Source organism: Aeromonas sp. S16(2024) (assembly GCF_041403065.1).
Taxonomy (GTDB): Bacteria; Pseudomonadota; Gammaproteobacteria; order Enterobacterales; family Aeromonadaceae; genus Aeromonas.
The window spans coordinates 13,231-37,661 of record NZ_JBGLQX010000033.1; the positions used below are offsets into that span (position 1 = coordinate 13,231).

Sequence of the window (24,431 nt, forward strand, 5' to 3'; positions counted from 1 at the left end):
TGGCCGTAAAAAGCATGAAAGGGGCAAAATGCCCCTTTATGTGATTAAAAATCAGTCAGTTACTCTGACGCTGCGGCCTGTGTCTCGGGATTGTCGTAGATCATCAGGGGCGCGGAGTCCCCCTTGATCACCGTCTCGTCGATCACCACCTTGCTGACCCCTTCCAGGGAGGGGAGGTCATACATGGTGTCGAGCAACACGGCTTCGACGATGGATCTCAGGCCACGGGCACCGGTCTTTCGCTCCATCGCCTTGCGCGCGATGGCGTTCAGGGCGTCGTCACGGAATTCCAGCTCCACCTCTTCCAGGGCAAACAACGCGGCGTACTGTTTGGTCAGCGCGTTCTTCGGCTCTTTCAGGATCTGGATGAGGGCCGCTTCGTCCAGCTCGGTGAGGGTCGCCACCACCGGCAGACGACCGATGAACTCGGGGATCAGACCGTATTTGATCAGATCTTCCGGCTCCACCTTGGCAAAGTTCTCGCTTAAGGTCGCCTTGGCATTCTTGGATTTGACGTCGGCGCCAAAGCCGATGCCGGTCCCCTTGACGGAACGCTGCTCAATCACCTTGTCCAGGCCGGCGAAGGCGCCGCCACAGATGAAGAGGATCTTGGAGGTATCAACCTGCAGGAACTCCTGCTGCGGATGCTTGCGGCCCCCTTGCGGCGGGACGGAAGCGATGGTGCCTTCGATCAGCTTCAGCAGTGCCTGCTGCACCCCTTCCCCGGAGACATCGCGGGTGATGGAGGGGTTGTCCGACTTGCGGGAGATCTTGTCGATCTCGTCGATGTAGACGATACCGCGCTGGGCCTTCTCCACATCGTAGTCGCACTTTTGCAGCAACTTCTGGATGATGTTCTCCACGTCCTCGCCCACATAACCGGCTTCGGTCAATGTGGTGGCATCGGCCATGGTGAAGGGCACATCCAGCAGACGGGCGAGTGTCTCGGCCAGCAGCGTCTTGCCGCTGCCGGTCGGGCCAATCAGCAGGATGTTGGACTTGCCAAGCTCCACACCACCGGACTCGCTGCCGCTGCGCAGACGCTTGTAGTGGTTGTAGACGGCAACTGCCAGCACCTTCTTGGCGTACTCCTGCCCGATCACGTAGTCGTCCAGATGAGCGCGGATTTCATGAGGGGTCGGCAGCTCGCTACCATCGCGCTTGGGAGAGATCTCGCGGATCTCCTCGCGGATGATGTCGTTGCACAGCTCGACACACTCATCACATACGTAGACGGAAGGGCCAGCGATCAGCTTACGCACTTCATGCTGGCTTTTGCCGCAGAAAGAGCAATAAAGCAGCTTGTCGCCCTCACCCTTGCGTTTCTCTGTCATTCAGCAACCTCGTTTTATCAATAGAGGATGGATCGTCCTGCTGAGTTTACAACAGGACGGGATACCCTGCTCAGCCACGCTGGCTCAGGATGCCGTCAACCAGACCATAGGCCACGGCCTGCTCGGCCGACATGAAGTTGTCACGGTCGGTGTCGCGTTCGATGGTGGCCATGTCCTGTCCGGTATGGAAAGCCAGACGATCATTCAGGGTATTCTTGATTTTCAGGATCTCCTGGGCATGGATCTGGATGTCAGATGCCTGGCCCTGGAAGCCGCCCAGCGGCTGATGGATCATCACGCGAGCATTAGGCAGGCAGAAACGCTTGCCCTTGGCACCACCAGCCAGCAGGAAGGCGCCCATGGAGCAGGCCTGCCCCATGCAGACGGTGCTGACGTCCGGCTTGATGAACTGCATGGTGTCATAGATGGACATCCCCGCGGTGACGGCACCACCCGGCGAGTTGATGTAGATGCTGATGTCCTGATCCGGGTTCTCGGACTCCAGAAACAGCAGCTGAGCCACCACCAGATTCGCCATGTGATCTTCAACCTGACCGGTCAGGAAGATCACCCGCTCCTTGAGCAGACGGGAATAGATGTCATAGGAACGCTCCCCTTTCGCCGTCTGCTCGACCACCATAGGGATGAGCGCATTGCGTGGGGATTCAGTCACATCGTTATAGTTCTTGTACATAAGGCATTGTCCCTAAAATAAAATGGCCCGAGTGGAGATCACACGAGCCATTATACTTAACAGTTTTGACCTTAAGTCAAATGTTCTTAGGCAGCGGCACCGGACTTGTTGATCACGTCGTCGAAGGCAACTTCTTTCTCGGTCACTTGCGCCTTGGACAGGATCAGGTCGATGGCTTGATCTTCGATGGCCAGGTTACGAACGCCGTTCAGCATCTGCTCGTTCTTCTGGTAGTACTCGATCACTTCCTTCGGATCTTCGTAGGCAGTGGCCATGGACTCGATGATGCTGGTCACGCGGGCGTCGTCAGCCTTGATCTCGTTGGTGCGGATGACGTCACCCAGCAGCAGACCGACGCGTACGCGACGCTCGGCTTGCGCCTGGAACAGCTCGGCCGGCAGCTCGGGAGCGTTGCCGCCCTGGAAGCCACCGAAACGCTGCAGGGCTTGCTGACGCAGGGCGTCGATTTCCTGGGCAACGGCAGCCTTCGGCAGATCGATCTGGTTGGCTTCAACCAGGCCGTTCAGCACTTGCTCTTTCACGCTGTTTTTCAGGGCTTGAGCCAGTTCGCGCTCCATGTTCTTGCGCACTTCGGCTTTCAGCTCTTCAACGCTGCCGCTCTCGATGCCAAAACGCTTGACGAACTCTTCGGTCAGCTCAGGCAGCACCTGCTCTTCAACCTTGTTCAGCTTGGAGGCGAACTTGGCCGCTTTGCCCTTCAGGGCTTCGGCGTGGTAGTCAGCCGGGAAAGTCACCTCGATGGTGAACTCGTCGCCCGCTTTCTTGCCCAGGATGGCGTCTTCGAAGCCAGGGATCATGCGGCCGGCGCCCAGTTCCAGAGTGAAACCTTCAGCCTTGCCACCGTCGAACTCTTCACCGTCGATGGAACCGACGAAGTCCAGGGTGACGCGCATGCCATTGGCGGCAGCGGCATCGACGTCAGACCAGGTGGCGTGCTGCTTGCGCAGGGTGTCGATCATGTTGGCCAGGTCGGCATCCTTGACGGAGGCAACCGGCTTCTCGACCTTGATGCTCTCGAGACCGGCAACTTCAAACTCCGGGTACACTTCGAAAGTGGCGGTGAATTCGAAATCCTGGCCTTCCTTGATCTCTTTCGGATCCATGGTCGGCGCACCGGCCGGGCTCAGTTTGCTCTCGATGATGGCCTTGATGAAGTTGTTCTGCATCATTTCATCGGCAACGCGGGCATGGGCCATGGCGCCGAACATCTTCTTGATGATGGCAACCGGAGCCTTGCCAGGACGGAAACCGTCGATGCGACGAGTCTTGGCCAGGCCATTCAATTCTTTACGCACGGCAGCGTCAACGGTAGCAGCCGGTACAGTGATGGTAAGACGGCGTTCCAGACCTTGGGTTGTCTCTACAGAAACTTGCATTCTTTTACCTCGTTCAACTCAGCACTGTGTGCTGACCCTTTATTACCCCTGGGCAAAGCCCGGAGTCTTCCTGTTTATAAAGACAACGACTGTCTTTGTGATGAGAAAATATGACGCGACATTATAGCGGCGCACATTGGTCGCGTCGAGCCGCACATCCCCCATCCGGGGCACAGACAGCACAATTTGCGCAAGACTGCCTCCTATATGGGGAAGCCTTGCGCCGAGTTCAAGCATCAGGTTCGCAATAATTTGCACTTGCTCACCTTTTTGCACGCCACCCTATGCTTTTTTCATCTCCCGGCGTCGCCGGGAGCGGTGCGCTCAGGGGGTCTGCGACCCAAATTGTCCGCCTTCTCGCATCAGCCATTGCGTCCCTCGGCGCCGCTCGCTATGGTGACTGCCAATTTATGAGTCTGGAGAGACCCACATGTCCTTTTTCCGCTTCTTGTTCAATCTGCTCTGGTTTGTACTGGGGGGCGTCTTTATGGGGCTGGCCTGGTGGCTGGCCGGGCTGCTCTGCTTCGTCTCCCTGATAGGGATCCCCTGGGGACGCGCCTGTTTCGTCATCGGCACCTTTACCTTCTTCCCGTTCGGCAAGCAGGCGGTCAACCGCAAGACAATGACGGGGCAGAGCGACATAGGCACAGGTGCCCTCGGGATGATTGGCAACATCCTCTGGTTCCTGGTGATCGGGATCTGGCTGGCCATAGGCCACATCGCCTCTGCCCTGGCCTGCTTCGTGACCATCATCGGCATCCCGTTCGGCATCCAGCACCTCAAGCTGGCGTTGATTGCCCTGGCCCCCATAGGCCAGATGATAGTCACCAACCACGAGGCCGAATCCGGTCGCTATATCCGCTAAACAAGAATGCATCGCCAGGCTATGCCTGGGACGTCAAAAAAGGGCAGACTAGGGTCTGCCCTTTTTCATTGCCCCAGTTCGAGGTCCTCCATGCTGCCCAGCCATTTTTTTGCCAACCTCGCCCGCATGCGGCTCATCTACCGCTGGCCGCTGATGCGCAACATCCAGCCGGAGAACATCGCCGAGCACAGCCTGCAGGTGGCCATGGTGGCCCACGCCCTCGGCGTTATCAGCAACCGGCTGTTTGATGGCAAGGTGGATGCCAACCACGCCGCCGTGATGGCCCTCTATCACGACAGCAGCGAGGTGCTGACCGGCGATCTGCCGACCCCGGTCAAGTACTTCAACCCCGAAATAGCCCGCGAGTACAAGAAGATTGAGCTCGCCGCCGAGCAGCGCCTGCTGGGCATGCTGCCCCCCGAGCTGATGGAAGACTTTCGCCCCCTGCTCGACTCCGCTGCCCAGGACGACGCCCTCGCCCGGCTGGTGAAGGATGCCGACACCCTCTGTGCCTATACCAAGTGTCTGGAGGAGATAAATGCAGGCAACCGGGAGTTCGAGCCCGCGCGCAAGCGCCTCGAACAGATGCTGGAGGCCAGGATGAACCCGGCCATGCGCTACTTTATCGATGTGTTCGTGGCGAGCTTCTCCCTGCCCCTCGATGAGCTCAACGCCCACTAAGCCAGTCGGAACGACCAGAAGAGAGAAGGGCCCGCCGGTGCAGACCGGCGGGCCCTTCTTTGTTCAGCATATTGCCAGGCTTGGCAGAGCTGGCTCGCGGATCAGTGACCCAGCTCCCGGGAGGGCACCAGACCGCTCGCCCGCCAGGCGGGATAGAGGGTGGCCAGCAGACTCATCAGGATGGCGGCGCTGGTCACTATCACCAGATCCTGCATGTGCAGCTCGGTCGGCAGGAAGTCGATGAAGTAGATGTCCGGGTTGAGGAAACGATGGCCGATGAGCTTTTCGATACCGCTCAGGATCTGGGTCAGCTTGCTCGAAAGCAGCCCCCCCAGCAGAGCACCGAGCAAGGCCCCGAGCACCCCGTTCACCATCCCCTGGATGACGAAGGTGAGCCGGATCTGGCCCGGGCTCGCCCCCATGGTCTTGAGGATGGCGATCTCGCTGCGCTTCTCGTTCACCGCCATCACCAGGGTGGAGACGATGTTGAAGCAGGCCACCGCCACCACCATCAGCATCACCACGTACATGACGGTGCGCACCATCTGGATGTCCTGATAGAGGTACCCCTGGCGGCTCATCCAGCTGCTGATGTAGACGTAGTGCGGGAATTTGCGGGCGGCCGCCACCGTGATGGACTGCGCCTTGAGCACGTCGTTCACCTTGAGGCTGAAGCCTTCCACCGCGCTGCCCATGCCGGTGATGGACTGGGCATCGGTCAGGTGCATGAAGCCGAGCACGCCGTCGAGCTGGCCGCCTATCTCCAGCAGCCCCACCACGGTCAGGGTCTCCCGCCGGGGATTCTTGATCCCCGTCTCGTCTCCCCCTTGGGGCAGCAGCAGGGTCACGGGATCACCTATCTTGACCCCCAGCTTGTCGGCGATGGTCTTGCCGAGGATCACCCCGTGCTCGCCCGCCTGCAGTTCACGAAAACCCAGCCCTGTCATGTAGTTGCCAGCGTCCGACAGGTTCGCCTCGAGCTCGGGCAGCACGGCGCGCACCTGCACCCCCTTGATGGCGGAGCCGTGCTCCAGCAGGCCATCGAGGCGGATGACAGGGGCCGCGGCCTCGATCCCGGGCTGGGCCAGCAGGTAGTCCCGAAGCCTCGGCCAGTCCGGCAGGGGCGCCTCCATGCCGATGAGCTCACCGTGGGGCACCACCGAGAGCACCCGGTTCTTGAGCTCCCGCTCGAAGCCGTTCATGGCGGAGAGGCCAAGAATGAGGGCCATCACCCCGAGGGCTATGCCGATCAGGGAAGAGGCGGAAATGAAGGCGATGAAGCCGTTGCGACGGCGGGAGCGGCTGTAACGCAGGCCCAGAAAGAGGGGCAGCGGCTTGAACATCAGGCGACCTCCGCCATGATGCCGCTCACCAGGGTCACCCGGCGGTGCAGCTTGGCGGCGAGGCTCAAGTCATGGGTGACCACCACGAAGGCCGTGCCCAGCTCCCGGTTGAGCTCGCAGAGCAGCTCGTACACCGCAGTGGCGCTGGCATGATCCAGGTTGCCGGTGGGCTCGTCCGCCAGCACCAGGCTCGGCTCGTTGACCAGGGCACGGGCGATGGCCACCCGCTGGCGCTCGCCACCGGAGAGCTCGGAAGGTCTGTGATTGAGACGATGGGAGAGCCCCACCCGCCCCAGCATCCGGGTCGCCTTGTCGGTGGCGCTCGCCACCGACTCGCCGGCGATCAGCAGCGGCATGGCGGTGTTCTCCAGCGCGGTGAACTCGGCCAGCAGGTGGTGGAACTGGTAGACGAAGCCCAGCTCCTGATTGCGAAAACGGGCCTGGGTCTTGCTGTCCCAGTGGTGGATGTCCTGCCCCTTGAACAGCACGGCGCCGCTCGAGGGGTTGTCCAGCGCCCCCATCAGGTGCAGCAGGGTGGTCTTGCCCGAGCCCGAGCTCCCCACCACCGCCAGCATCTCGCCGGGGGCGACGCAGAGATCTATCCCCTTGAGCACCTGGGTCTCCAGATTACCCTCTTTATAGACATGGTTGAGGGCCTGGCAGCGCAGCAGAGGCTCGCAGGAGTGGGGTTCATTCATAACAGGGGCTCCACTTATACCGGTGACCACATTGGCACCAGCCACAACGCCGGCACTCGCACCGGAGGTAACAACAGAAGATGATGGATTCACGGCGCTATTCATAACGTAATGCCTCGGCCGGTTTGACCCGGGCCGCACGGGCCGCCGGATAGAGGGTGGCACTGAAGCTCAGCAGCACCGCCCCCAGCAAGATGGTCATGACCTGGGCGGGTTCGACGATGACCGGCAGACCGCTGCCCCCCGCCGCCATATAGAGGTTGAGCCCCACCGTATCGAGCAGGGGGTTGAGTCCGAACGACAGGACCAGCCCCGCCAGACCGCCAAACAGGGCGCCGATGACGCCGCTCGACGCCCCCAGCACCATGAAAATCTTGACTATCCCTGCCTCGCTCATGCCCATGGTACGCAGTATGGCGACCTCACCTTCCTTGTCGGTAACCACCATCACCAGGGCGGAGAGGATGTTGAAGGTGGCGACCGCGATGATCAGCACCAGCATCAGCCCCATCATGCGTTTCTCCATGGCCACCGCCTGGAAGAGTTCACCCCGCTCCCGGCGCCAATCCTGCCACTCCAGTCCGTCCGGCAGCGCGGTTTTCACCACCTGGTCGGCGGCGAAGGGATCGTCAAGCCAGAGGCGGATGCCGCCCACTGTCTCCTCGGGCAGGCGCAGCAGGCGCTGGGCGTCCCCCAGGGCAATCAGCGCCACCTGGCTGTCCACGTCGGCACCGACCCCGAAGATGCCGGAGACGGTGAAGATCCGCTGGGCCGGTACCCGGCCAAAGGGGGTGAAGCGGGTCCCTTCGGTCAGGATGAGACGCACCTCGTCGCCAATGGAGACCTTGAGGCGGTTGGCCACCCCCTGCCCCAGCACTATGTGGTATTGGCCGCGCTGCAGGCTGTCCAGCCGTCCCCCCAGCATCTGGGCATGGAGGATGTCATCCTTGGGCCAGCGCGCCGGATCTATCCCCTGCACGCTCACCCCGGTGAGCTGGCCCGGGCTTTGCAACATGCCTTCGCTGTCGAGCATGGGGGCCGTGGCCACCACGTGGGGCAACGTGTCGAGATCGGGCAGGCCGGGCGGATGGGCATCGATGCGCCCCGCCGGATTGGTCACCACCACGTGGGGGATCACCCCGAGAATGCGCCCCTTGAGCTGCCCCTCGAACCCGTTCATCACCGAAATGACCACCATCAGGGCCGCAACCCCGATGGCGATGCCAAAGGTGGAAAACAGGGAGATAAAGGAGACGAAGCGGTTACTGCGTCGCGAGCCTGCATAACGCAGGCCTATGGCCAGCGAGAGTGGCTGAAAAAGTCCGGTCTTCAAGGATATCTACGTTGCCAACAAAATAAGATGCCGGATAATAGGGTCTGTTGACGCCTCAACGCAAGCCGCGTTGCCGCAGCAGATGACGCCGGGGCTGGCGCAATGGCCCATTCCCCTGAGCCCGAGAGGCCGCCCATGGCGCCATGTTTCGCCCGATGCGCAGGCCCCCGCCGCCATGTTGCGCCGCCAGACGGGAGAGCCCTGGGGACGCCGCCGCGGGGCAAGGTCAACAGCGCCTTTAAAAATCGTCTATGACAACAAGGGATAGCCTCCATGCAGGAACAGTTCTTCAGCGTCACCCATGCCACGCCGGTCAATGTGATCCCCATGCCGGCCGACTTTCACCTGCCGACGCTGGAGGCCCTTGATGCCGAGCTGCCCGAGCCCTTTCGCATCGCCTCCGCCATCACCTCTATCGATCTGGTGAGCAGCCGGTTGCTGCGCAACCAGAACGAGTCCATGCACGATCTGGTGGAGATCATCAACCAGCAGTCCCGCAAGATCGACATGATCATGGGCTTCGTGCTGGCGGCGCAGGATCACCCCGAACATCGCTTCCACACCCTGCGCTTTGGCGCCGGCCAGCTCACCTACCTGCACCCGCACCAGGGCCACGGCGAGCCGCCACACCTCCACCAGTTAGTCCGCCTCAAGATCTTCCTGCGGGAAGAGGCCTCCGCCGTCTACTGCTATGGCGAGGTCAAGCAGCGGGAGCCTGGCGAGCACGGCACCCACGTGGTGCTCGACTATGTGCGGATCCGCGAGGATGACAGGGAGCTGCTGGTGCGTGCCAGCCTGCATGTGCAATCGAAACAGCTCAAACAGCGTGCCCAAGAGCGTCAGCGCTAATCACAGCCAACGTCAACGTTAAAAGAATCGAACGATGCCAATGAAACTCCCCGCCTTGCCCGCCAAAGCGGGCCAGAAGTTGACCCTGGGCCAGCTGGTCGGCAGCAGCCTGGCGCTGGTCGCCGCCCGCCTCACCCGGGAGGCCAACCGCCCCGTCCTGCTGGTGACCGCCGATACCCCGAGCGCCCTGCGCCTCGAACAGGAGCTCAGCTTCCTGCTGGCCGATCAAGGTTGCCCCGTGCTGATGTTCCCGGACTGGGAAACCCTGCCCTACGACACCTTCTCCCCCCATCAGGACATCATCTCCCAGCGGCTCGAGACCCTCTATACCCTGCCGCAGATGAGCAGCGGCGTGCTGATCGTGCCCATCTCCACCCTGATGCTGCGCACGGCGCCCCAGGCCTATCTCGACAAATACAGCCTGATGGTGACCAGCGGCCAGCGCCTCAACCTGCAACAGTTGCGGGGACGGCTGGCCGAGGCGGGCTATGTGGCGGTGGAGCAGGTGCTGGAACACGGCGAGTTCGCCGCCCGTGGCTCCCTGCTGGATCTCTTCCCCATGGGCAGCAGCCGCCCTTATCGCATCGACTTCTTCGACGACGAGGTGGACTCCATCCGCCCCTTCGATCCCGAGAGCCAGCGCTCCAGCGAGCCGGTCAAATCGGTGAGCCTGTTGCCCGCCCGGGAATTTCCCACCGACGAGGCCGCCATCGAGCTGTTTCGCGGTCAGTTTCGCGAGCAGTTCGAGCTGTCGCGGGCGGAAGGCTCCGTCTATCAGGAGGTGAGCAAGGGGCGCTGGCCCGCCGGCATCGAATACTATCTGCCGCTCTTCTTCAGCCAGACCGCCAGCCTGTTTGACTACCTGCCGGACAACACCCTGCTGCTCACCGTGGGGGAGATCTACCCGGCGGCCCAGCGCTTCTGGAACGACATAGGCCAGCGCTATGAAGACAGGCGCTGGGACAATACCCGCCCCCTGCTGCCCCCCCAGCAAATTTACCTGCCGGTGGAGCAGCTGTTTGCGGCGCTGGGTCAGTACGGCGCCGTGCGCCTGCAAGAGGCCGCCACCGACGGCGGTGCGGGCCAGCACGACTTGCCCATAGCCCCCCTGCCCGACTTGCAGCTCGATCACAGCAAGGAACAACCCCTGCTGGCCCTCAGCCAGTTCCTGCAAGGCTTTGCCGGCCGCACTCTGTTCGCGGTGGAGTCCGAGGGGCGGCGCGAGGGGCTCGGGGATCTGCTCGCGCGGATCAACCTTCAACCCAGGGAGTTCGCCTCCCTCGAGGAGTTCGTCGGGAGCAAGGCGCGTCATGGCCTGCTGGTCAGCCCGCTGGAGCGGGGCTTCCTGCTCGAGCCCGCCGGGGCAGAGGCCCTGGCCCTCATCACAGAGACCGAGCTGCTCGGCGGCAAGATCAGAAGCAAGCGGCAACGGGAGAAGAGCAAGAACCTGAGCTCGGATGCGGTGATCAGAAACCTCGGCGAGCTGACCCAGGGCCAGCCCGTTGTGCATCTGGATCACGGGGTCGGCCGCTATCTCGGGCTCGAGACCCTGGATGCCGGCGGCCTGCCCACCGAGTTCCTCACCCTGGAATACGCCGGTGGCGACAAGCTGTTCGTGCCGGTCACCAACCTGCACCTTATCAGCCGTTACACGGGGTCGGATAACCCCCCCAGCCACAAGCTAGGCGGCGAGGCCTGGGTCAAGGCGCGGCGCAAGGCGGCGGAGAAGGTGCGCGACGTGGCGGCCGAGCTGCTCGATGTCTATGCCATACGTGCGGCCCGGGCCGGCTTTGCCTTCAAGCACGACAAGGAGAGCTACCGCCAGTTTGCCGCCAGCTTCCCGTTCGAGGAGACGGACGATCAGCTCAACGCCATCAATGCGGTGCTCGGCGACATGTGCCAGGCCAAGAGCATGGACCGCCTGGTGTGCGGCGACGTGGGCTTTGGCAAGACAGAAGTGGCGATGCGGGCGGCCTTCGTGGCGGTGCACGGCGGCAAGCAGGTGGCGGTGCTGGTGCCCACCACCCTGCTGGCCCAGCAGCACTACGACAACTTCCGCGATCGCTTCGCCAACTGGCCAGTGCGGGTGGAGGTGCTGAGCCGCTTCCGCTCCGCCAAGGAGCAGACCAGCGTCTTGAAGGAGCTGGCCGATGGCAAGGTGGACATCATCATAGGCACCCACAAGCTGCTGGGCTCCGACCTCACCTTCAAGGATCTGGGGCTGCTCATCGTCGACGAGGAACATCGCTTCGGGGTGCGCCAGAAGGAGAAGATCAAGGCGCTGCGGGCCGACGTGGACATTCTCACCCTCACCGCTACCCCCATTCCGCGCACCCTCAACATGGCGATGGCCGGCATGCGGGATCTCTCCATCATCGCCACCCCGCCCGCCAAGCGGCTCGCCATCAAGACCTTCGTGCGCCAGCACGAGCCGGCGGTGGTACGCGAGGCGGTACTGCGGGAGCTTAAACGGGGCGGTCAGGTCTACTACCTGCACAACGACGTGGAGAGCATAGAGAAGTGCGCGGCTGATCTCGCCGAGCTGGTGCCGGAGGCGCGCATCGGTATCGCCCACGGCCAGATGCGCGAGCGCGACCTTGAGCGCATCATGTCGGACTTCTACCACCAGCGCTTCAACCTGCTGGTGTGCACCACCATCATAGAGACCGGCATCGACGTGCCGAGCGCCAACACCATCATCATGGACAGGGCGGATCACCTGGGATTGGCCCAGTTGCATCAGTTGCGGGGCCGGGTCGGCCGCTCCCACCACCAGGCCTATGCCTACCTGCTCACCCCCCATCCCAAGCTGATGACCAAGGACGCCGCCAAGCGGCTCGAAGCCATCGCCTCCCTTGAAGATCTCGGGGCCGGCTTTGCGCTCGCCACCCACGATCTGGAGATCCGGGGCGCGGGCGAGCTCTTGGGGGACGATCAGAGCGGCCAGATCGAATCGGTCGGTTTCACCCTCTACATGGAGATGCTGGAGCAGGCGGTGGAAGCCCTCAAGCATGGCAAGGAGCCGTCGCTCGAGCAGCTGATGAGCCAGCACACCGAGGTGGAGCTGCGTCTGCCCGCCCTCTTGCCGGACGACTACATCCCGGACGTCAACATGCGTCTCTCCATGTACAAGCGCATCGCCAGCGCCGCCGACGAGCAGGAGCTGCGCGAGCTGAAGGTGGAGCTTATCGATCGCTTCGGCCTGCTGCCGGAGCCGACCAAGACCCTCATGGAGATCGCGGCCTTCCGCCAGCGGGCCACGGCGCTGGGCATTCGCCGGGTGGAGATGAGCGATCGCGGCGGCTATCTGGACTTCACCCAGGAAACCAGGGTCAACCCGACCTATCTGGTAAAACTGCTCTCCGAGCAGCCACGTATCTATAAAATGGATGGACCTACCCGTTTGCGCTTCCAGGTACCTAACCAGGACAGGGCCATGCGCCTGAAACTGGTGGATGCCCTGCTGACGGATCTCGCCAGCCACAGCCTCTAGTGGCAGCGAGTGCCAAACAAAACGGGAGCCTAATTGGCTCCCGTTTTATTGATGCTGGCTTGTGCCGAGTATGTTAAGTCCGACAACGCGAGTCGTTGTTGGGCTTCTCTTCGTTCAGCCCAACCTACCCGGCTCCTCGTGGGCGGAGAACTCGCGCATGAAGGCCTCGGCCCGCTCCACCATCCTGGTGGATCCGACGAAGTAGGGGGTACGCTGGTGCAGCGCCGTGGGCTGGATGTCCATGATGCGGCCAAAGCCGTCGGACGCCTTACCACCGGCCTGCTCCACCAGGAAGGCCATGGGGTTGCACTCATAGAGCAGGCGCAGCTTACCGTTCGGGGAGTTGGTGCCGGACGGATAGATGTAGATGCCGCCCTTGAGCAGGTTGCGGTGGAAATCCGACACCAGGGAGCCGATGTAGCGGGAGGTGTAGGGCCTGTGGGTCGCCTCGTCCCGCTCCTGGCAATATTTCAGGTACTTCTTCACCCCGTCCGGGAACTTGATGTAGTTGCCCTCATTGATGGAGTAGATCTTGCCCTCCTCCGGGATACGGATGTTCTCGTGGGAGAGGCAGAAGCAGCCGATGGAGGGGTCATAGGTGAAGCCGTTGACCCCAAAGCCCGTGGTGTAGACCAGCATGGTGGAGGAGCCATAGACCACGTAACCGGCGGCCACCTGGCGGTTGCCCGGTTGCAGGAAGTCTTCCAGGGTCACCCCGGCGCCCGGCTTGCTGACCCGGCGATAGATGGAGAAGATGGTCCCGACCGAGACGTTGACGTCTATGTTGGAGGAGCCGTCCAGGGGGTCAATCAGCACCACGTACTTGGAGTGACGGGAGAGCTCGGAATCGAAGGAGACGAAGTCCTCCTCCTCCTCGGACGCCATGCCGCACACCTCGCCTCGGGCCTCCAGCGCCGCCTTGAAGCGCTCATTGGCGTAGACATCCAGCTTCTGCTGCACCTCCCCCTGCACGTTTTCGGCCCCCATGGAGCCGATGATGTCCGCCAGCCCCGCCTTGTTGATCTCCCGGTTCACCACCTTGGCAGCCAGACGAATGGAGCTGAGCAAGGAGGTCAGCTCGCCGGTCGCGGTAGGATAGTCCGCCTGCTTTTTGACGATGAACTCGCCCATGGTGATCATGTTTCGCATTCTTGTTCCTTTAAGATCGTTTCCGTTGGCCGTTGAAAACGTTTGCAAGTGTCGGCAAAAAAAGTGCCGATCCTCGGCAGCGTTGTTTTGTAACCTAATGTAACGCCTGTTTTTTGTTTTTGCAGCGAATTAAGCCGCCGTATAAATCGCCAGAAAACCCCGTAGACAGGTGGCGCCGCACTGAAAAGCGGGCTTCAATCGGCGTCTTTTATCATGTTAATTCGTGACAAGAATGCTATTTCACCCCGCCCCTCCCCATCCGGTTCTCTCCCCCGACGTCCGCCGCGCCCCCTCTTGAGATCTCCTCCTCGATCCAGCACACTGACTCGGCTTTGGAAGCAAAAAAACATAAGGATATTCAATGAAAAGGACTCTCATTGCCGGCACGGTTGCCGCCCTGATCTCCCTCCCCGCCCTGGCGGCCCAGGTGCCCGAAGGCACCAAGCTGCTACCCAGTGCCCAGCAAACCTTCGTGCGCAACATAGGCACAGAGCCCGCCTCCATCGACCCCCAGATGGTGGAAGAGAGCGCGGGCAGCGACGTCGTCAACGATCTGTTCGAGGGGCTCTACACCCTGGATGGCAGCGGCAAGCTGCAGGCGGCGGGAGCGCTTGGTTACGAGCTCGATGACTCCGGCACCGTCTACACCTTCAAGCTCAGACCCGATGCCAAGTGGTCCAACGGCGAGCCGGTGACGGCGGCGGACTATGTCTATGGCTGGCAGCGGGCGGCGGATCCCAGGAACGCCTCCAACTACGCCTGGTTCATCGAGCTGACCGGCGTCGCCAACGCCAGCGACGTGGTGCAGGGCAAGAAGAGCCCGGATGCCCTCGGTATCAAGGCCCTCGATGACTACACCCTGCAGATCACCCTCAAGGCCCCTGTCCCCTTCTTCCTGAAGACCCTCTCCCACTACACCACCTTCCCGGCCCCCAGGGCCACCATAGAGAAGTTCGGTCACGAGTGGGTCAAGCCCGGCAACATCGTCTCCAACGGTGCCTTCGCCCTCAAGGAGTGGACCCCGAACGAGCGGCTCATCGCCGAGCGCAATCCCCATTACTGGGACAACGAGCACACAGTGCTGAACAAGGTGATCTACCTGGAGATCGTCTCCGATACCGCGGCCTACAACCGCTATCGCGCGAGCGAACTGCACTACACCACCTATCCCCTGGAGCAGTATCAGCAGATCAAGCGCCAGAGCCCGGAGGAGCTGGTGAGCGCCCCCATGCTCGCCACCTACTACTACGTGTTCAACACCCAGCGCAAACCCTTCGACGACGTCAGGGTGCGCAAGGCGCTCTCCCTTGCCATCGACAGAGACACCATCACGGAGAAGATCCTGGGACAGGGGCAGCTCTCGGCGTTCAGCCTGACCCCGCCGAGCGTGGATGGCTTCGAGCTCAAGCGCCCCGCCAGCGAGCTGATGAGCAAGGAAGATCGCATCAAGCAGGCCAGGACGCTGCTCGCCGAGGCGGGCTACGGGCCGCAGAATCCGCTGGACGTGGACATCCTCTACAACACCAACGAGGGGCACAAGAAGATAGCGCTGGCCATCTCCTCCATGTGGAAGCACAACCTGGGGGTCAAGGCGGAGCTCAACAACATGGAGTGGAAGACCATGGTCTCGGCCCTGAACGAGGGGGATTTCGGGGTGAGTCGCTACTCCTGGAACGGGGATTACAACGATGCCTCCACCTTCCTCGACATCATGACCTCCAGCAGCAGCGCCAACAGCGGCAAGTGGTTCAACAAGACCTATGATGCCCTGCTGGCCAAGGCCCATGACGCCAAGGATCCGGCCGAGCGCAACCGCCTCTATCAGGAGGCCGAGGCACTGATCGACGAGGAGGCCCCCATAGCCCCCGTCTACTTCTATGTGAAGTCACGGCTGCTCAAGCCCAACGTCAAGGGCTACCCCTATCAGAACCCGCAAGATCTGGTCTATGCCAAGGATCTCTATCTGACGGCGCAGTGACGCAGGCACCAGACCAAAAAGACCGCCTCTTGGGCGGTCTTTTTTTATCCTACTTCTCCTGACAGCCCGCCATCGCGAGCCGGGCCCGCCACCGCACGACCACGGGCTTGACCAGCAGCTGTGCCAGCAGCACTCCCAGCAGTGTCATGCCGCCGCCGATCAGGTGATAGCTGGTGAGCCGCTCCCCCAGCCAGCTGATGGCAAGGGCAGCCGTCATCACCGGCAACAGGTTCATGAAGATGGCGGTGCGGCTGGCCCCGAGCAGGGCGATGCCCTGCATCCAGAGCCAGGGCGAGAGGGCCGAGGTCGGGATCCCCGCATAGAGGATGAGCCAGAGGGCGCTGCCATCAGGCCACTTGCCATCCACCAACAGGTAGAAGGGGGTGAGGAACAGCAAGCTGCAGAGCACCTGACCGTAGAGCATGGACCAGTTGTCGAGCCCCAGATCCCAGCGCTTGAGCAGCACGCTGTAGAGCGCATAGGTGGCCGCCGACAGCAGCATGTAGACGGATCCGATGTGAATGCCCTGGGTGAACAAGCGGGTTGGATCCCCCTGCCCCAGTAGGATGGCGAGCCCCAGGATGGAGATGACACCGCCGACGAGGGCGCCCCAGGTGGGGCGCTCGCGCAGCAGCCAGATGCTGAGCAGCACCGTCATCAGCGGGGTCAGCCCCATCATCAGCCCGATCTCGGTGGCCCCCAGGGTCTGGGCCGCGTAGTAGCCGAAGGTCTGGTTCAGCACCATGCCGAGCAGGGCCAGCATGGCCAGCCGGGAGAAACCGGCCCGCAGCTTGTCACGCATGCGCCAGGCCCGCCGTGCGAGGAAGGGGGTCAGCACCAGGGCCGCCACCATCCAGCGCGACCAGGCCAGGGCGGCCGGCGAGAGTACTCCCACCGCCAGCTTGCTGACGATGCCGTTGCCGGCCCAGATGGCCATGCAGGAGAAGGGGAACAGGAAAGCAAGGGGCATCGCTATGTCCAGAGAAAGGGGGCGGATATTTCGCGGGAGTATAGAGAGGCAAACAGGATAAGCAAGCACCCTGATGCGGGGCGCGGCAACCTTATTCGAAAATCGATTTGAAGAGGCCTGAGAGGTGTCACAGAGGCCCAGATGCAATCATGCCCGCACTGGGCGGGCATGAGAGGGAGATGACACCATAGATGCGATTCAAGCGGCATCCATGTGCAGCCTCGATATCAGCTCGTTGACTTCGAGCACCGTCTGACGGTGGGGAATATCGGCTTGCAGTGGCATCATCAGCAGGCCCGACTGGAAATCGAAGCGCCCCCTGCCGTGGATGTAGATCCGTCCCTTGAAGAAGGTTTTTACATGCTTTGCCACCATCAGTGGCAGGTACTTCTTGAACACTCTCATCGTTTGCAACCTCTTGCAGTTGTATCCGTATGACAGCAGCTTATGCGAGATAATTCCGTTAAATTTGTATAAAAAACCGGAAAAATCGACTCTCTCTTCCCCAAAAAACCAATCTGTAACCTTTTATTAACTTTTACCGTATTGTATGCGGTCCTTCCAGCCAGAGCAAGGCCCCCTTGCCATCTTGCCACTCGATGCAGGCCAGACCCGAGGTGGCAAACATGGGTGCACCCGCCGCCGGACAGAGGCTCTGCACCAGATACCCGACCAGGGGCAGGTGGCTGACCATCAGGATGTTGTCGTGGGTCGCCGCCAGCGCGGTGAGATAACTCGCCACGAAGGCCGGATCCCCATAGGGGGTGATCTCGCCGCTCTCCTCGATCTTGAGGGCCTCGGGCAGCTCGGCAGAGATGGCCTGCCAGGTCTGTCTAGCACGCAGGTAGTTGCTGTGGATCACCAGGCTCAGGGAGCCGGCCAGCTGAGGGGCCAACCAGCTCGCCATGTGAATGGACTCTTCGATGCCTTGCTCGGTCAGTGGACGCTGTTCATCAGTCTTTGCGTTCATGCCAGCCTGGCCATGACGCATGATGTAGATTTTCATTACAACCTCGCCCAGGGGGCCTGTTTAAATAGCGGGGGGATCTTACCCCGCCATGCAGGGGGAAACAATTGCGCTACCTCTCAGAAAAGGGTTTGCCTCGTGAGATAGCGGGGTCGATAATCATGTTTAAATTCAAATAAATTCACCGCGAGTCACGCCCCAATGAGCCCATATGCCAGTCCCAACGACCATCGGCGGTATCACTATCTGGAGCTGGCAAACCGGCTCAGGGTCTTGCTGATCTGCGATCCCGAGACCGATAAATCGGCCGCCTCCCTGGCCGTCAACACCGGCCACTTCGATGACCCTGTCGATCGCCAGGGCATGGCCCATTTCCTTGAGCATATGCTGTTCCTAGGTACTCGTACTTATCCCAAACCCGGCGAGTACCAGCAGTTCATGAGCCGCCATGGGGGCAGCAACAACGCCTGGACCGGCACCGAGTTCACCAACTTCTTCTTCGACATCGACAACGGCTTCTTCGAAGCGGGGCTGGATCGCTTCTCCCAGTTCTTCATCTGCCCCACCTTCGCCCCCGAGTGGGTCGACAAGGAGCGCAACGCGGTCGACTCCGAATATCGCCTCAAGTTGCAGGACGATGTGCGCCGCAGCTATCAGGTGCACAAGGAGACGGTCAACCCGGCCCACCCCTTCTCCAAGTTCTCGGTCGGCAACCTGGATACCCTGGCGGATCTGCCCGGCCGGGATCTGCGCTCCGACCTTATTGCGTTCTACGAAACCCACTACAGTGCGGATCGCATGGCGCTGGTAATGCTCTCTCCGGCATCCATTGAAACCCAGCTGGCGTGGTGCGACCGCTTCTTCAGCACAATTCCGGATCGCCGCCTGGGCCCCCCTGCCCTCTCGGCGCCCCTCTACCGGCTCGATGATCTCGGCATCCGCATCCAGATAGCGCCAGTCAAGGAGACCCGCAAGCTGGCGCTGACCTTCCCGCTGCCGAGCGTGGATGCCCTCTACGACAAGAAACCCCTCACCTTCCTGAGCCACCTCATCGGCTACGAAGGGGAAGGCAGCCTGCTCTCCCTGCTGAAGGCAAGAGGCTGGGTCAACCAGCTCGCCGCCGGAGGCGGCATCAGCGGTGCCAACTTCAAGGACTTTGGGGTGAGCTTCGGCCTCACTCCCTTGGGGCTTGCCCATGTGGACGACATCATCGCCGACCTGTTCGGCTACCTGAAGCTCATCGAACGCCATGGCCTGCAAGCCTGGCGTTATGACGAGAAGCGCAGCGTGCTGGAATCCGCCTTCCGCTTCCAGGAGCGGGGTCGGGCGCTCGACACCGTCTCCGGCCTCGTGCTCAACCTGTTCAGCTATGCCCCGGACGATCTGCTCCACGGCGACTACATGATGCGCGAGTACGATGAGCCCCTGATCCGGCGCTTCCTCGCCAAGCTGACCCCCCACAACCTGCGCGTCACCATACAGGCGCCGGAGGTGAGCACGGATCGCCTGGCCCGCTGGTATCAGACCCCCTACAGCGTCCAGAGCATCACCGAGGCGGAGAAGATCCGCTGGCAACAGAGCGAGCCGGATCCCGCCTTGCACCTGCCCTCCCCCAACCCCTTTATCAGCAGCCGCCTCGATGCCAGAACGCCGACCCTCAGCGCCGACATGCCGGCCTGCCTAGTCGACCGCCCCGGCTTTCGGCTCTGGCACCTGCACGAGCACCTGTTTGGGGTGCCCAAGGGGAGCCTCTATATCTCCATCGACAGCGAGCATGCGGTCAGAAGCCCGCGCCACATCGCCATGGCCAGGCTTGCGGTGGAGCTGCTCACGGATCACCTCAATGCTCTCACCTACCCGGCCGAGCTCGCCGGGCTCGGCTACCAGATCTATGCCCATCAGGGGGGCTTTACCATCAACCTGAGCGGCTTTGCCGACAAGCTGCCGCTGCTGCTCGACATGATCCTCGGCAACCGGACCCTGGGCTACCCGGATCCGGCGCGCTTCAGTGAAATCAAGGAGCAGCTCATCCGCAACTGGGAGAACCAGTCCAAGACCAGGCCCATCTCCCAGCTGTTCAACCAGCTCACCAGTTTGCTGCAACCGAACAACCCGCCGTTCGAGCAGTTGCTGCGCCACCTGCGCACCATAGCACTCGACGAAATGCCCGACTTCGTCAGCCGGCTCTTTGCCGAGGTGCACATAGAGACCCTGGTGCACGGCGACTGGACCGCCGCCGAGGCGCTTGAACTGGCCGCCCTGCTGGAGCGTCACCTCGGCGTCAGCAGCCAGCCCAGTGCCGAGACCCGCCGCCCCCTCATCTCCATACAGGACAGGGGGACCCTCATTCGCGAGCAGGGATGCGATCACGAAGACTCGGCGCTCCTGGTCTATTACCAGTCCCGCACCACCCGGGCGCGGGATCTCGCCTGCTTCACCCTGGCCAACCACATCATGTCCTCCACCTTCTTCCACGAGCTGCGCACCCGCCAGCAGCTCGGTTACGTGGTGGGGGCCGGCAACCTGCCCCTCAATCGCCATCCCGGCCTCATCTTCTATATACAGTCGCCGGTGGCAGGGCCGCAGATCCTGCTGGATGCGGTGGAGGAGTTCATCGATCTCTTCCCGCTGGCCATGCTGGAGTTCACCGAGCAGCAGTGGCAGGACAGCAAGGCGGGGCTGCAGGCCCAGCTCAGCGAGCGGGACGCCAACCTGCGCAGCCGCGGCCAGCGGCTCTGGGTCAGCATAGGCAACAAGGATCTCGGCTTCGATCAGCGAGAGAGGGTGCGCGAGGAGGTGGGCAGGCTCAGCCGCGCCGATCTGGTGCGCTTTATCACCCAGTTGCGCTCACGCACCTCGGATCGATTGATCCTCTGCAGCTATGGCCTGGGCCACGAGCACGACGAGCGGATCACCGGCCAGTTCATCGACGATCCCCGGGCCTTCCGGCTCAATGCCGCCACCTTCGAGGCCTGATCAGGCCTCGACTCCCTCCCGTCCCACGGCAGATTGCGGGCAATAAAAAGCCGACCCCTGGGGGTCGGCTGGAAAAACCATAATCAATTGCGACCAGAGCCGCCAAAAGTGAACATGAGCGTGAAAATCAGACACTGAGTCGATGAACGGCCGAATGGTTCAAACCAGAGCGTATCGGTCGACACCTGCAGTGATTGAGAAACAGCCTCATCTTAGGCATTCCCCCGATTTGTCACGTTGATCTATGTCAAAGGAGGTAAAGAAGCTCGCTTCTCCTCTTCATTGGCGGGATCACGCCGTCGCCTCAGCCCCGACGGATCAGGCGATAGGCCACCTCATCGAAATAGGAGAGCTGCCCCGAGAGCACTCTGGGGTGATCCAGCTCGGCGGCGCGCCCCAGCACCTCCACGCTAAAGTCGCGCTCGAACAGGGTGCGCACCTCCATCTCCCCCACCGAGAACGGCGGCTGCACCTGCTGCTCCGGCTGATACTCCAGGGTCACCAGCAGCACCTGCCCCCCCGCCTCGACAAGGCGGCTCATCAGGGTCGCATACTGGCGGCGCATGGCCGTCGGCAGGGCGATGAGGGCGGCCCTGTCATAGGCGAGCCGGTAGCGGCGGCCAAGCTCGGGGGCGGCGAAGAAATCCCCCTGATAGATGCGCAGGTCGTCGTGCCGGTGGCACCGATAGGGGCCCACCTCGCTTGTCTCTGCACTCAGATTGTTCTCGTCAAAAAACTGGGTAATGGCGAGCTCGGAGAGCTCGAAGCCATCCACCGGATGCCCCTGACCGCTCAGCCAGAGCAGGTCGCGGGACTTGCCGCACAGGGGCACCAGCACAGGCTCACCCTGCTGCTGGGCCGACCACCAGGATTGCAGCCAGCGGTTGAAATCAGCCTGATGAAAGCCAATCCGGTTCTCTTTCCACTTCTGATGCCAAAACGCCGCTTCCATCCTCATCCTCTCGTCATCTGCAATGATGCATCAATATCACAACTTCATCGGGGCGGCGCAAGCCTTGTTGTCCACTGCACCGGGAGCGAGGGCCCGGTGACACCCAGGCGACCGCGCTCAGGCGCAGGCGGGCTCAGCAGCCATGGTGGCCGCCACGGCGTCTATCCGGGCGGCAATCTCTGCAAACGAGGGGCGCTGCAACACAGCCTCCAGGAGACACGCTTCGGCCAGCGAGTGGAGCGCCCCAAGCGCCTCGTCCCTGGGATGGCAGCGTGCCAGCAGCTCCTCCAGCAGGCAGCCAAAGGCCCTGACCTCCAGGCGCTCGAGCCGGGCAGCCCGCTCGCGGTCGGCGCCGTCATAGCAGGAGGCGGCGCCGAAATCCCCGAGCAGCACCCGGCCCTGTTCCTGAACAGAGTGCAGCAGAGAGTACAGCAGAGAGTGCAGCAGGTTGTGGGCGTAGAGATCCCCGTGCAGGATGCCGCGCCCGTGCAGATGCAGCGCGGCGCTCGCCACCCCCTGCGCCATGGCAAGCAGCGCATTCGGGGTGAAGGTCAGATCCGCCGGATAGACATCCCGGGTGCAGGAGTCCAGGCTCGGCGGCCCCGCCAGGTTGACAAACCCGGGGTCTATCAGCGCCATCACCAGGGCCGGCATGCCAGAGGGGTGGCCGCTGACTCGGCCCGCCACCCCGATGAGATTGGGGTGCCTGCCTGCGGCGAGCGACACCGCCATCTCGCAGCGAGGCAGGCCATCGCTGGTCATGGCCCCCTTGAAGAGCTTGACCGCCACCCCCTGCGTCCCCTCATCGGAGCGCAGTGCTGCGCGGTGGATAACCCCGGACGCCCCCTGCCCCAGTTGCTCCCCCAGCGTCAACGCCGGCCAGGGGATCTCGGCCGCGGTTGCCGTCTCGCCGAGTCGGCGCTCCTGCTCGTCGCTAAAGGGGTTGCCTGCATAGGCCAGCCAGGCGAGGTGCGGCAAACCGAGCAGCCAGTCGGGAAGCGCCTCCAGCCGGTTGGCGGCGATGCGCAACAGCTCCAGACGCTGGCATTTGGCAAGGCTCGCTGGCAGCTCGCGCAGGCGGTTGCCAGAGAGCATCAGCTTTTGCAGGGCGGCGCACTTCCCCAGCTCGTCCGGCAGCCGTTCGATGGCGTTGTCGGTCAGGATTAACCAGCGCAGCCCCGCAGGCAGTGACGCGGCGGGAACCGTGGCGATCCGGTTGGCCTTGAACCCCACCATGGTGAGTGCAGGACAGCGCCCCAGCACCTCGGGCAGCTCGGTGAAGCGGTTCTCGGAGCAGAAGATAATGCGCAGCCTGGTGAATTCGGCCAGCTCGTCAGGGAGCCGATCCAGATCGTTGCCGGTGAGATCCAGCACCTCCAGCGTCTCCTTGAGGCTTAAGATCTCGGAGGGGAACACCGTCAGGTTTTCGGCGAGTTTGAGGTGGCGGGCGCCGCAGAGTTCGCCTGCGCGCAGCTGTTCCAGGGTATGCATGGGATCGTCTCTATCGGGGTGGCTGGCTCGCGGCCAACGGCGCCGCCGGGCACTCGCCCAGCGGCCACAAAGGAGGGGCATTATAAAGAACGACGGCCAGAGATCCCCTGTTTTGTTGCCACCAGGACTCAGGCACAAGAGCCTGCCGCGTAAAGAAAGTACGAGTCGCGCTTCCTGCTGGAGGTGGCCGATACCCTGGGCCTTAGCAGCGGCTCTCGGCTCTACGATCACTTTGTGCAGCTCGAAGCAGTGACGCCGGGCGAGTACAAACAGGGCCGGGCTGGTTATCGATCACGGGGTGCACGACACCCCCTTCGGTCAGGCGTTCGTCGCCCTGACCCCGCGGGGGGTGTGCAATTTCTCGTTTCTCGATGACCAGGCCCCACAGGCGCCGCTGACCGCCCTCGCCCACAACTGGCCAGAGGCAGAACTTAGGGAGGCACCGTCACGCACCCAAGACGTCATCCACACCATGTTCGATACCAGCAAGGCGCCGGATCGCCCCATCTCCTTGCACGTGAGCGGCACCAACTTTCAGATCAGCGTCTGGCGGGCGCAGCTCGAGATCCCGCCAGCCAAGGTGGTGAGCTACGCCCAGGTGGCAAGCGCCGTCGGCAATCCCAAGGCCGCCCGCGCCGTGGGGCTGGCGGTGGGCGCCAACCCCGTCGCCTTGATGATCCCCTGCCACAGAGTCATCCAGCAAAACGGCAAACTCGGCGGCTATCACTGGGGCGAGACCCGCAAACAGGCGATACACGCCTGGGAAGCGGTGAGGTATGAGTGAACGTGGCTTTTTTCTGCCCGGCCTGATGGGGGAGAAACAGGGTTGTTGGTTGTGAGTCAGCAGACAAGCGTGCGGCGATATAAAGCGGGGAGATCAGAAGAACCGGGGCGCAGACCGCCCCTTTTATTGCTTTGGCAAGACATGGCGCTTAGCCACACCACCCCAGCAGATTGACGAAACACGTAGGGTGCAATAAGCGCAGCGCATTGCACCATTTGCTGCAGCCTGGTTTTTTGCAAAAAATAAAAAGTCAAACAATCTACCGAACTGCCTCTAAAACAGAGAAATTTCCATTTGACCTTCTCCCCCATATATTACAAAGTAACTACTTATTTAATAGTGGTGTAGTGAGGTACGGTATAATGTCAGGGCGGGAGCACACTTTGTTGATATTTTAACCAAAGAATAACTGAGCCCGATAGTCGTCATTCCAGCCGGCTCTTTTTAGCTTGTTTCTCTGACTTCGAGCACCACAAT

18 protein-coding genes and 1 pseudogene are annotated in these 24,431 nt (G+C 62.1%); 7 read left to right on the forward strand and 12 right to left on the reverse strand.

Going from position 1 to position 24,431, the window contains the following annotated elements; translation table 11 throughout:
* Positions 1-59: 59 nt before the first annotated feature.
* From clpX to tig, 3 genes are all read right to left on the reverse strand, one after another.
* A complete protein-coding gene (gene clpX / locus ACB030_RS18585; protein WP_005324108.1) occupies positions 60-1,334 on the reverse strand; it encodes an ATP-dependent protease ATP-binding subunit ClpX in 1,275 nt (424 codons plus the stop codon).
* Between the two features lie 70 nt (positions 1,335-1,404).
* A complete protein-coding gene (clpP, locus tag ACB030_RS18590) occupies positions 1,405-2,028 on the reverse strand; it encodes an ATP-dependent Clp endopeptidase proteolytic subunit ClpP (RefSeq protein WP_005324106.1) in 624 nt (207 codons plus the stop codon).
* An 86-nt stretch (positions 2,029-2,114) separates the two neighbouring features.
* Complete coding sequence (gene tig, locus ACB030_RS18595; protein ID WP_371161877.1) at positions 2,115-3,425, reverse strand: trigger factor; 1,311 nt, start codon at positions 3,423-3,425, stop codon at positions 2,115-2,117.
* 430 nt (positions 3,426-3,855) lie between these two features.
* Here tig and ACB030_RS18600 point away from each other — a divergent pair, with 430 nt between their 5' ends.
* Together ACB030_RS18600 and yfbR are read left to right on the forward strand one after the other, a co-directional pair.
* Positions 3,856-4,290, forward strand: a complete 435-nt coding sequence (locus tag ACB030_RS18600; protein WP_025326815.1) for a YccF domain-containing protein — start codon at positions 3,856-3,858, stop codon at positions 4,288-4,290.
* Positions 4,291-4,380: 90 nt separating this feature from the next.
* The gene (yfbR, locus tag ACB030_RS18605; RefSeq protein WP_139439396.1) at positions 4,381-4,971 is read left to right on the forward strand and encodes a 5'-deoxynucleotidase; all 591 of its coding nucleotides are present in this window, start codon (positions 4,381-4,383) and stop codon (positions 4,969-4,971) included.
* Positions 4,972-5,072: 101 nt separating this feature from the next.
* On the opposite strand, the gene lolE is transcribed toward yfbR, so the two are convergent.
* From lolE to ACB030_RS18620, 3 genes are all read right to left on the reverse strand, one after another.
* A complete protein-coding gene (gene lolE, locus ACB030_RS18610; protein ID WP_265437012.1) occupies positions 5,073-6,314 on the reverse strand; it encodes a lipoprotein-releasing ABC transporter permease subunit LolE in 1,242 nt (413 codons plus the stop codon).
* Positions 6,314-7,012: a lipoprotein-releasing ABC transporter ATP-binding protein LolD gene (gene lolD, locus ACB030_RS18615; protein ID WP_205641631.1), complete on the reverse strand. Its 699-nt coding sequence runs from the start codon at positions 7,010-7,012 to the stop codon at positions 6,314-6,316. The genes lolE and lolD overlap by 1 nt, the downstream gene beginning before the upstream one ends.
* 97 nt (positions 7,013-7,109) lie before the next feature.
* Positions 7,110-8,345 carry a lipoprotein-releasing ABC transporter permease subunit gene (locus ACB030_RS18620; RefSeq protein WP_371161880.1) on the reverse strand — a complete coding sequence of 412 codons (1,236 nt, stop codon included), beginning with the start codon at positions 8,343-8,345 and terminating at the stop codon, positions 7,110-7,112.
* 273 nt (positions 8,346-8,618) lie between these two features.
* Here ACB030_RS18620 and ACB030_RS18625 point away from each other — a divergent pair, with 273 nt between their 5' ends.
* Positions 8,619-9,194 (forward strand): PilZ domain-containing protein, encoded by a 576-nt coding sequence (locus ACB030_RS18625; protein ID WP_371161882.1) that lies wholly within the window; start codon positions 8,619-8,621, stop codon positions 9,192-9,194.
* 40 nt (positions 9,195-9,234) lie between these two features.
* Positions 9,235-12,687, forward strand: coding sequence for a transcription-repair coupling factor (gene mfd, locus ACB030_RS18630; RefSeq protein ID WP_371161896.1), 3,453 nt, complete (start codon positions 9,235-9,237; stop codon positions 12,685-12,687).
* Positions 12,688-12,801: 114 nt separating this feature from the next.
* On the opposite strand, the gene fbp is transcribed toward mfd, so the two are convergent.
* Complete coding sequence (gene fbp / locus ACB030_RS18635; protein ID WP_106886940.1) at positions 12,802-13,836, reverse strand: class 1 fructose-bisphosphatase; 1,035 nt, start codon at positions 13,834-13,836, stop codon at positions 12,802-12,804.
* Positions 13,837-14,197: 361 nt separating this feature from the next.
* On the opposite strand from fbp, the gene ACB030_RS18640 reads away from it, so the two are divergent.
* Positions 14,198-15,814 carry a peptide ABC transporter substrate-binding protein gene (locus ACB030_RS18640; RefSeq protein ID WP_371161885.1) on the forward strand — a complete coding sequence of 539 codons (1,617 nt, stop codon included), beginning with the start codon at positions 14,198-14,200 and terminating at the stop codon, positions 15,812-15,814.
* 49 nt (positions 15,815-15,863) lie between these two features.
* On the opposite strand, the gene ACB030_RS18645 is transcribed toward ACB030_RS18640, so the two are convergent.
* The 3 genes from ACB030_RS18645 to sixA all read right to left on the reverse strand — a co-directional run bounded on the left by ACB030_RS18645 (position 15,864) and on the right by sixA (position 17,790).
* Positions 15,864-16,784, reverse strand: a complete 921-nt coding sequence (locus ACB030_RS18645; protein WP_371161887.1) for a DMT family transporter — start codon at positions 16,782-16,784, stop codon at positions 15,864-15,866.
* Positions 16,785-16,982: 198 nt separating this feature from the next.
* Positions 16,983-17,189 (reverse strand): DUF1107 domain-containing protein, encoded by a 207-nt coding sequence (locus ACB030_RS18650; RefSeq protein WP_005324080.1) that lies wholly within the window; start codon positions 17,187-17,189, stop codon positions 16,983-16,985.
* Between the two features lie 133 nt (positions 17,190-17,322).
* Complete coding sequence (gene sixA, locus ACB030_RS18655; protein WP_106886943.1) at positions 17,323-17,790, reverse strand: phosphohistidine phosphatase SixA; 468 nt, start codon at positions 17,788-17,790, stop codon at positions 17,323-17,325.
* 162 nt (positions 17,791-17,952) lie between these two features.
* Here sixA and ACB030_RS18660 point away from each other — a divergent pair, with 162 nt between their 5' ends.
* Positions 17,953-20,727, forward strand: coding sequence for an insulinase family protein (locus ACB030_RS18660; RefSeq protein WP_371161890.1), 2,775 nt, complete (start codon positions 17,953-17,955; stop codon positions 20,725-20,727).
* A gap of 304 nt (positions 20,728-21,031) precedes the next feature.
* Here ACB030_RS18660 and ACB030_RS18665 read toward each other — a convergent pair whose 3' ends face one another.
* Together ACB030_RS18665 and ACB030_RS18670 are read right to left on the reverse strand one after the other, a co-directional pair.
* Positions 21,032-21,679, reverse strand: a complete 648-nt coding sequence (locus ACB030_RS18665) for a thiopurine S-methyltransferase (RefSeq protein WP_371161891.1) — start codon at positions 21,677-21,679, stop codon at positions 21,032-21,034.
* A 117-nt stretch (positions 21,680-21,796) separates the two neighbouring features.
* Entirely contained in the window at positions 21,797-23,170 is a 1,374-nt protein-coding gene (locus ACB030_RS18670; protein WP_371161894.1) for a leucine-rich repeat-containing protein kinase family protein, read from the reverse strand.
* A gap of 162 nt (positions 23,171-23,332) precedes the next feature.
* Here ACB030_RS18670 and ACB030_RS18675 point away from each other — a divergent pair.
* Positions 23,333-23,954 (forward strand): annotated as a pseudogene (locus tag ACB030_RS18675) (methylated-DNA--[protein]-cysteine S-methyltransferase); the annotation flags it as partial.
* Positions 23,955-24,431: the final 477 nt, after the last annotated feature.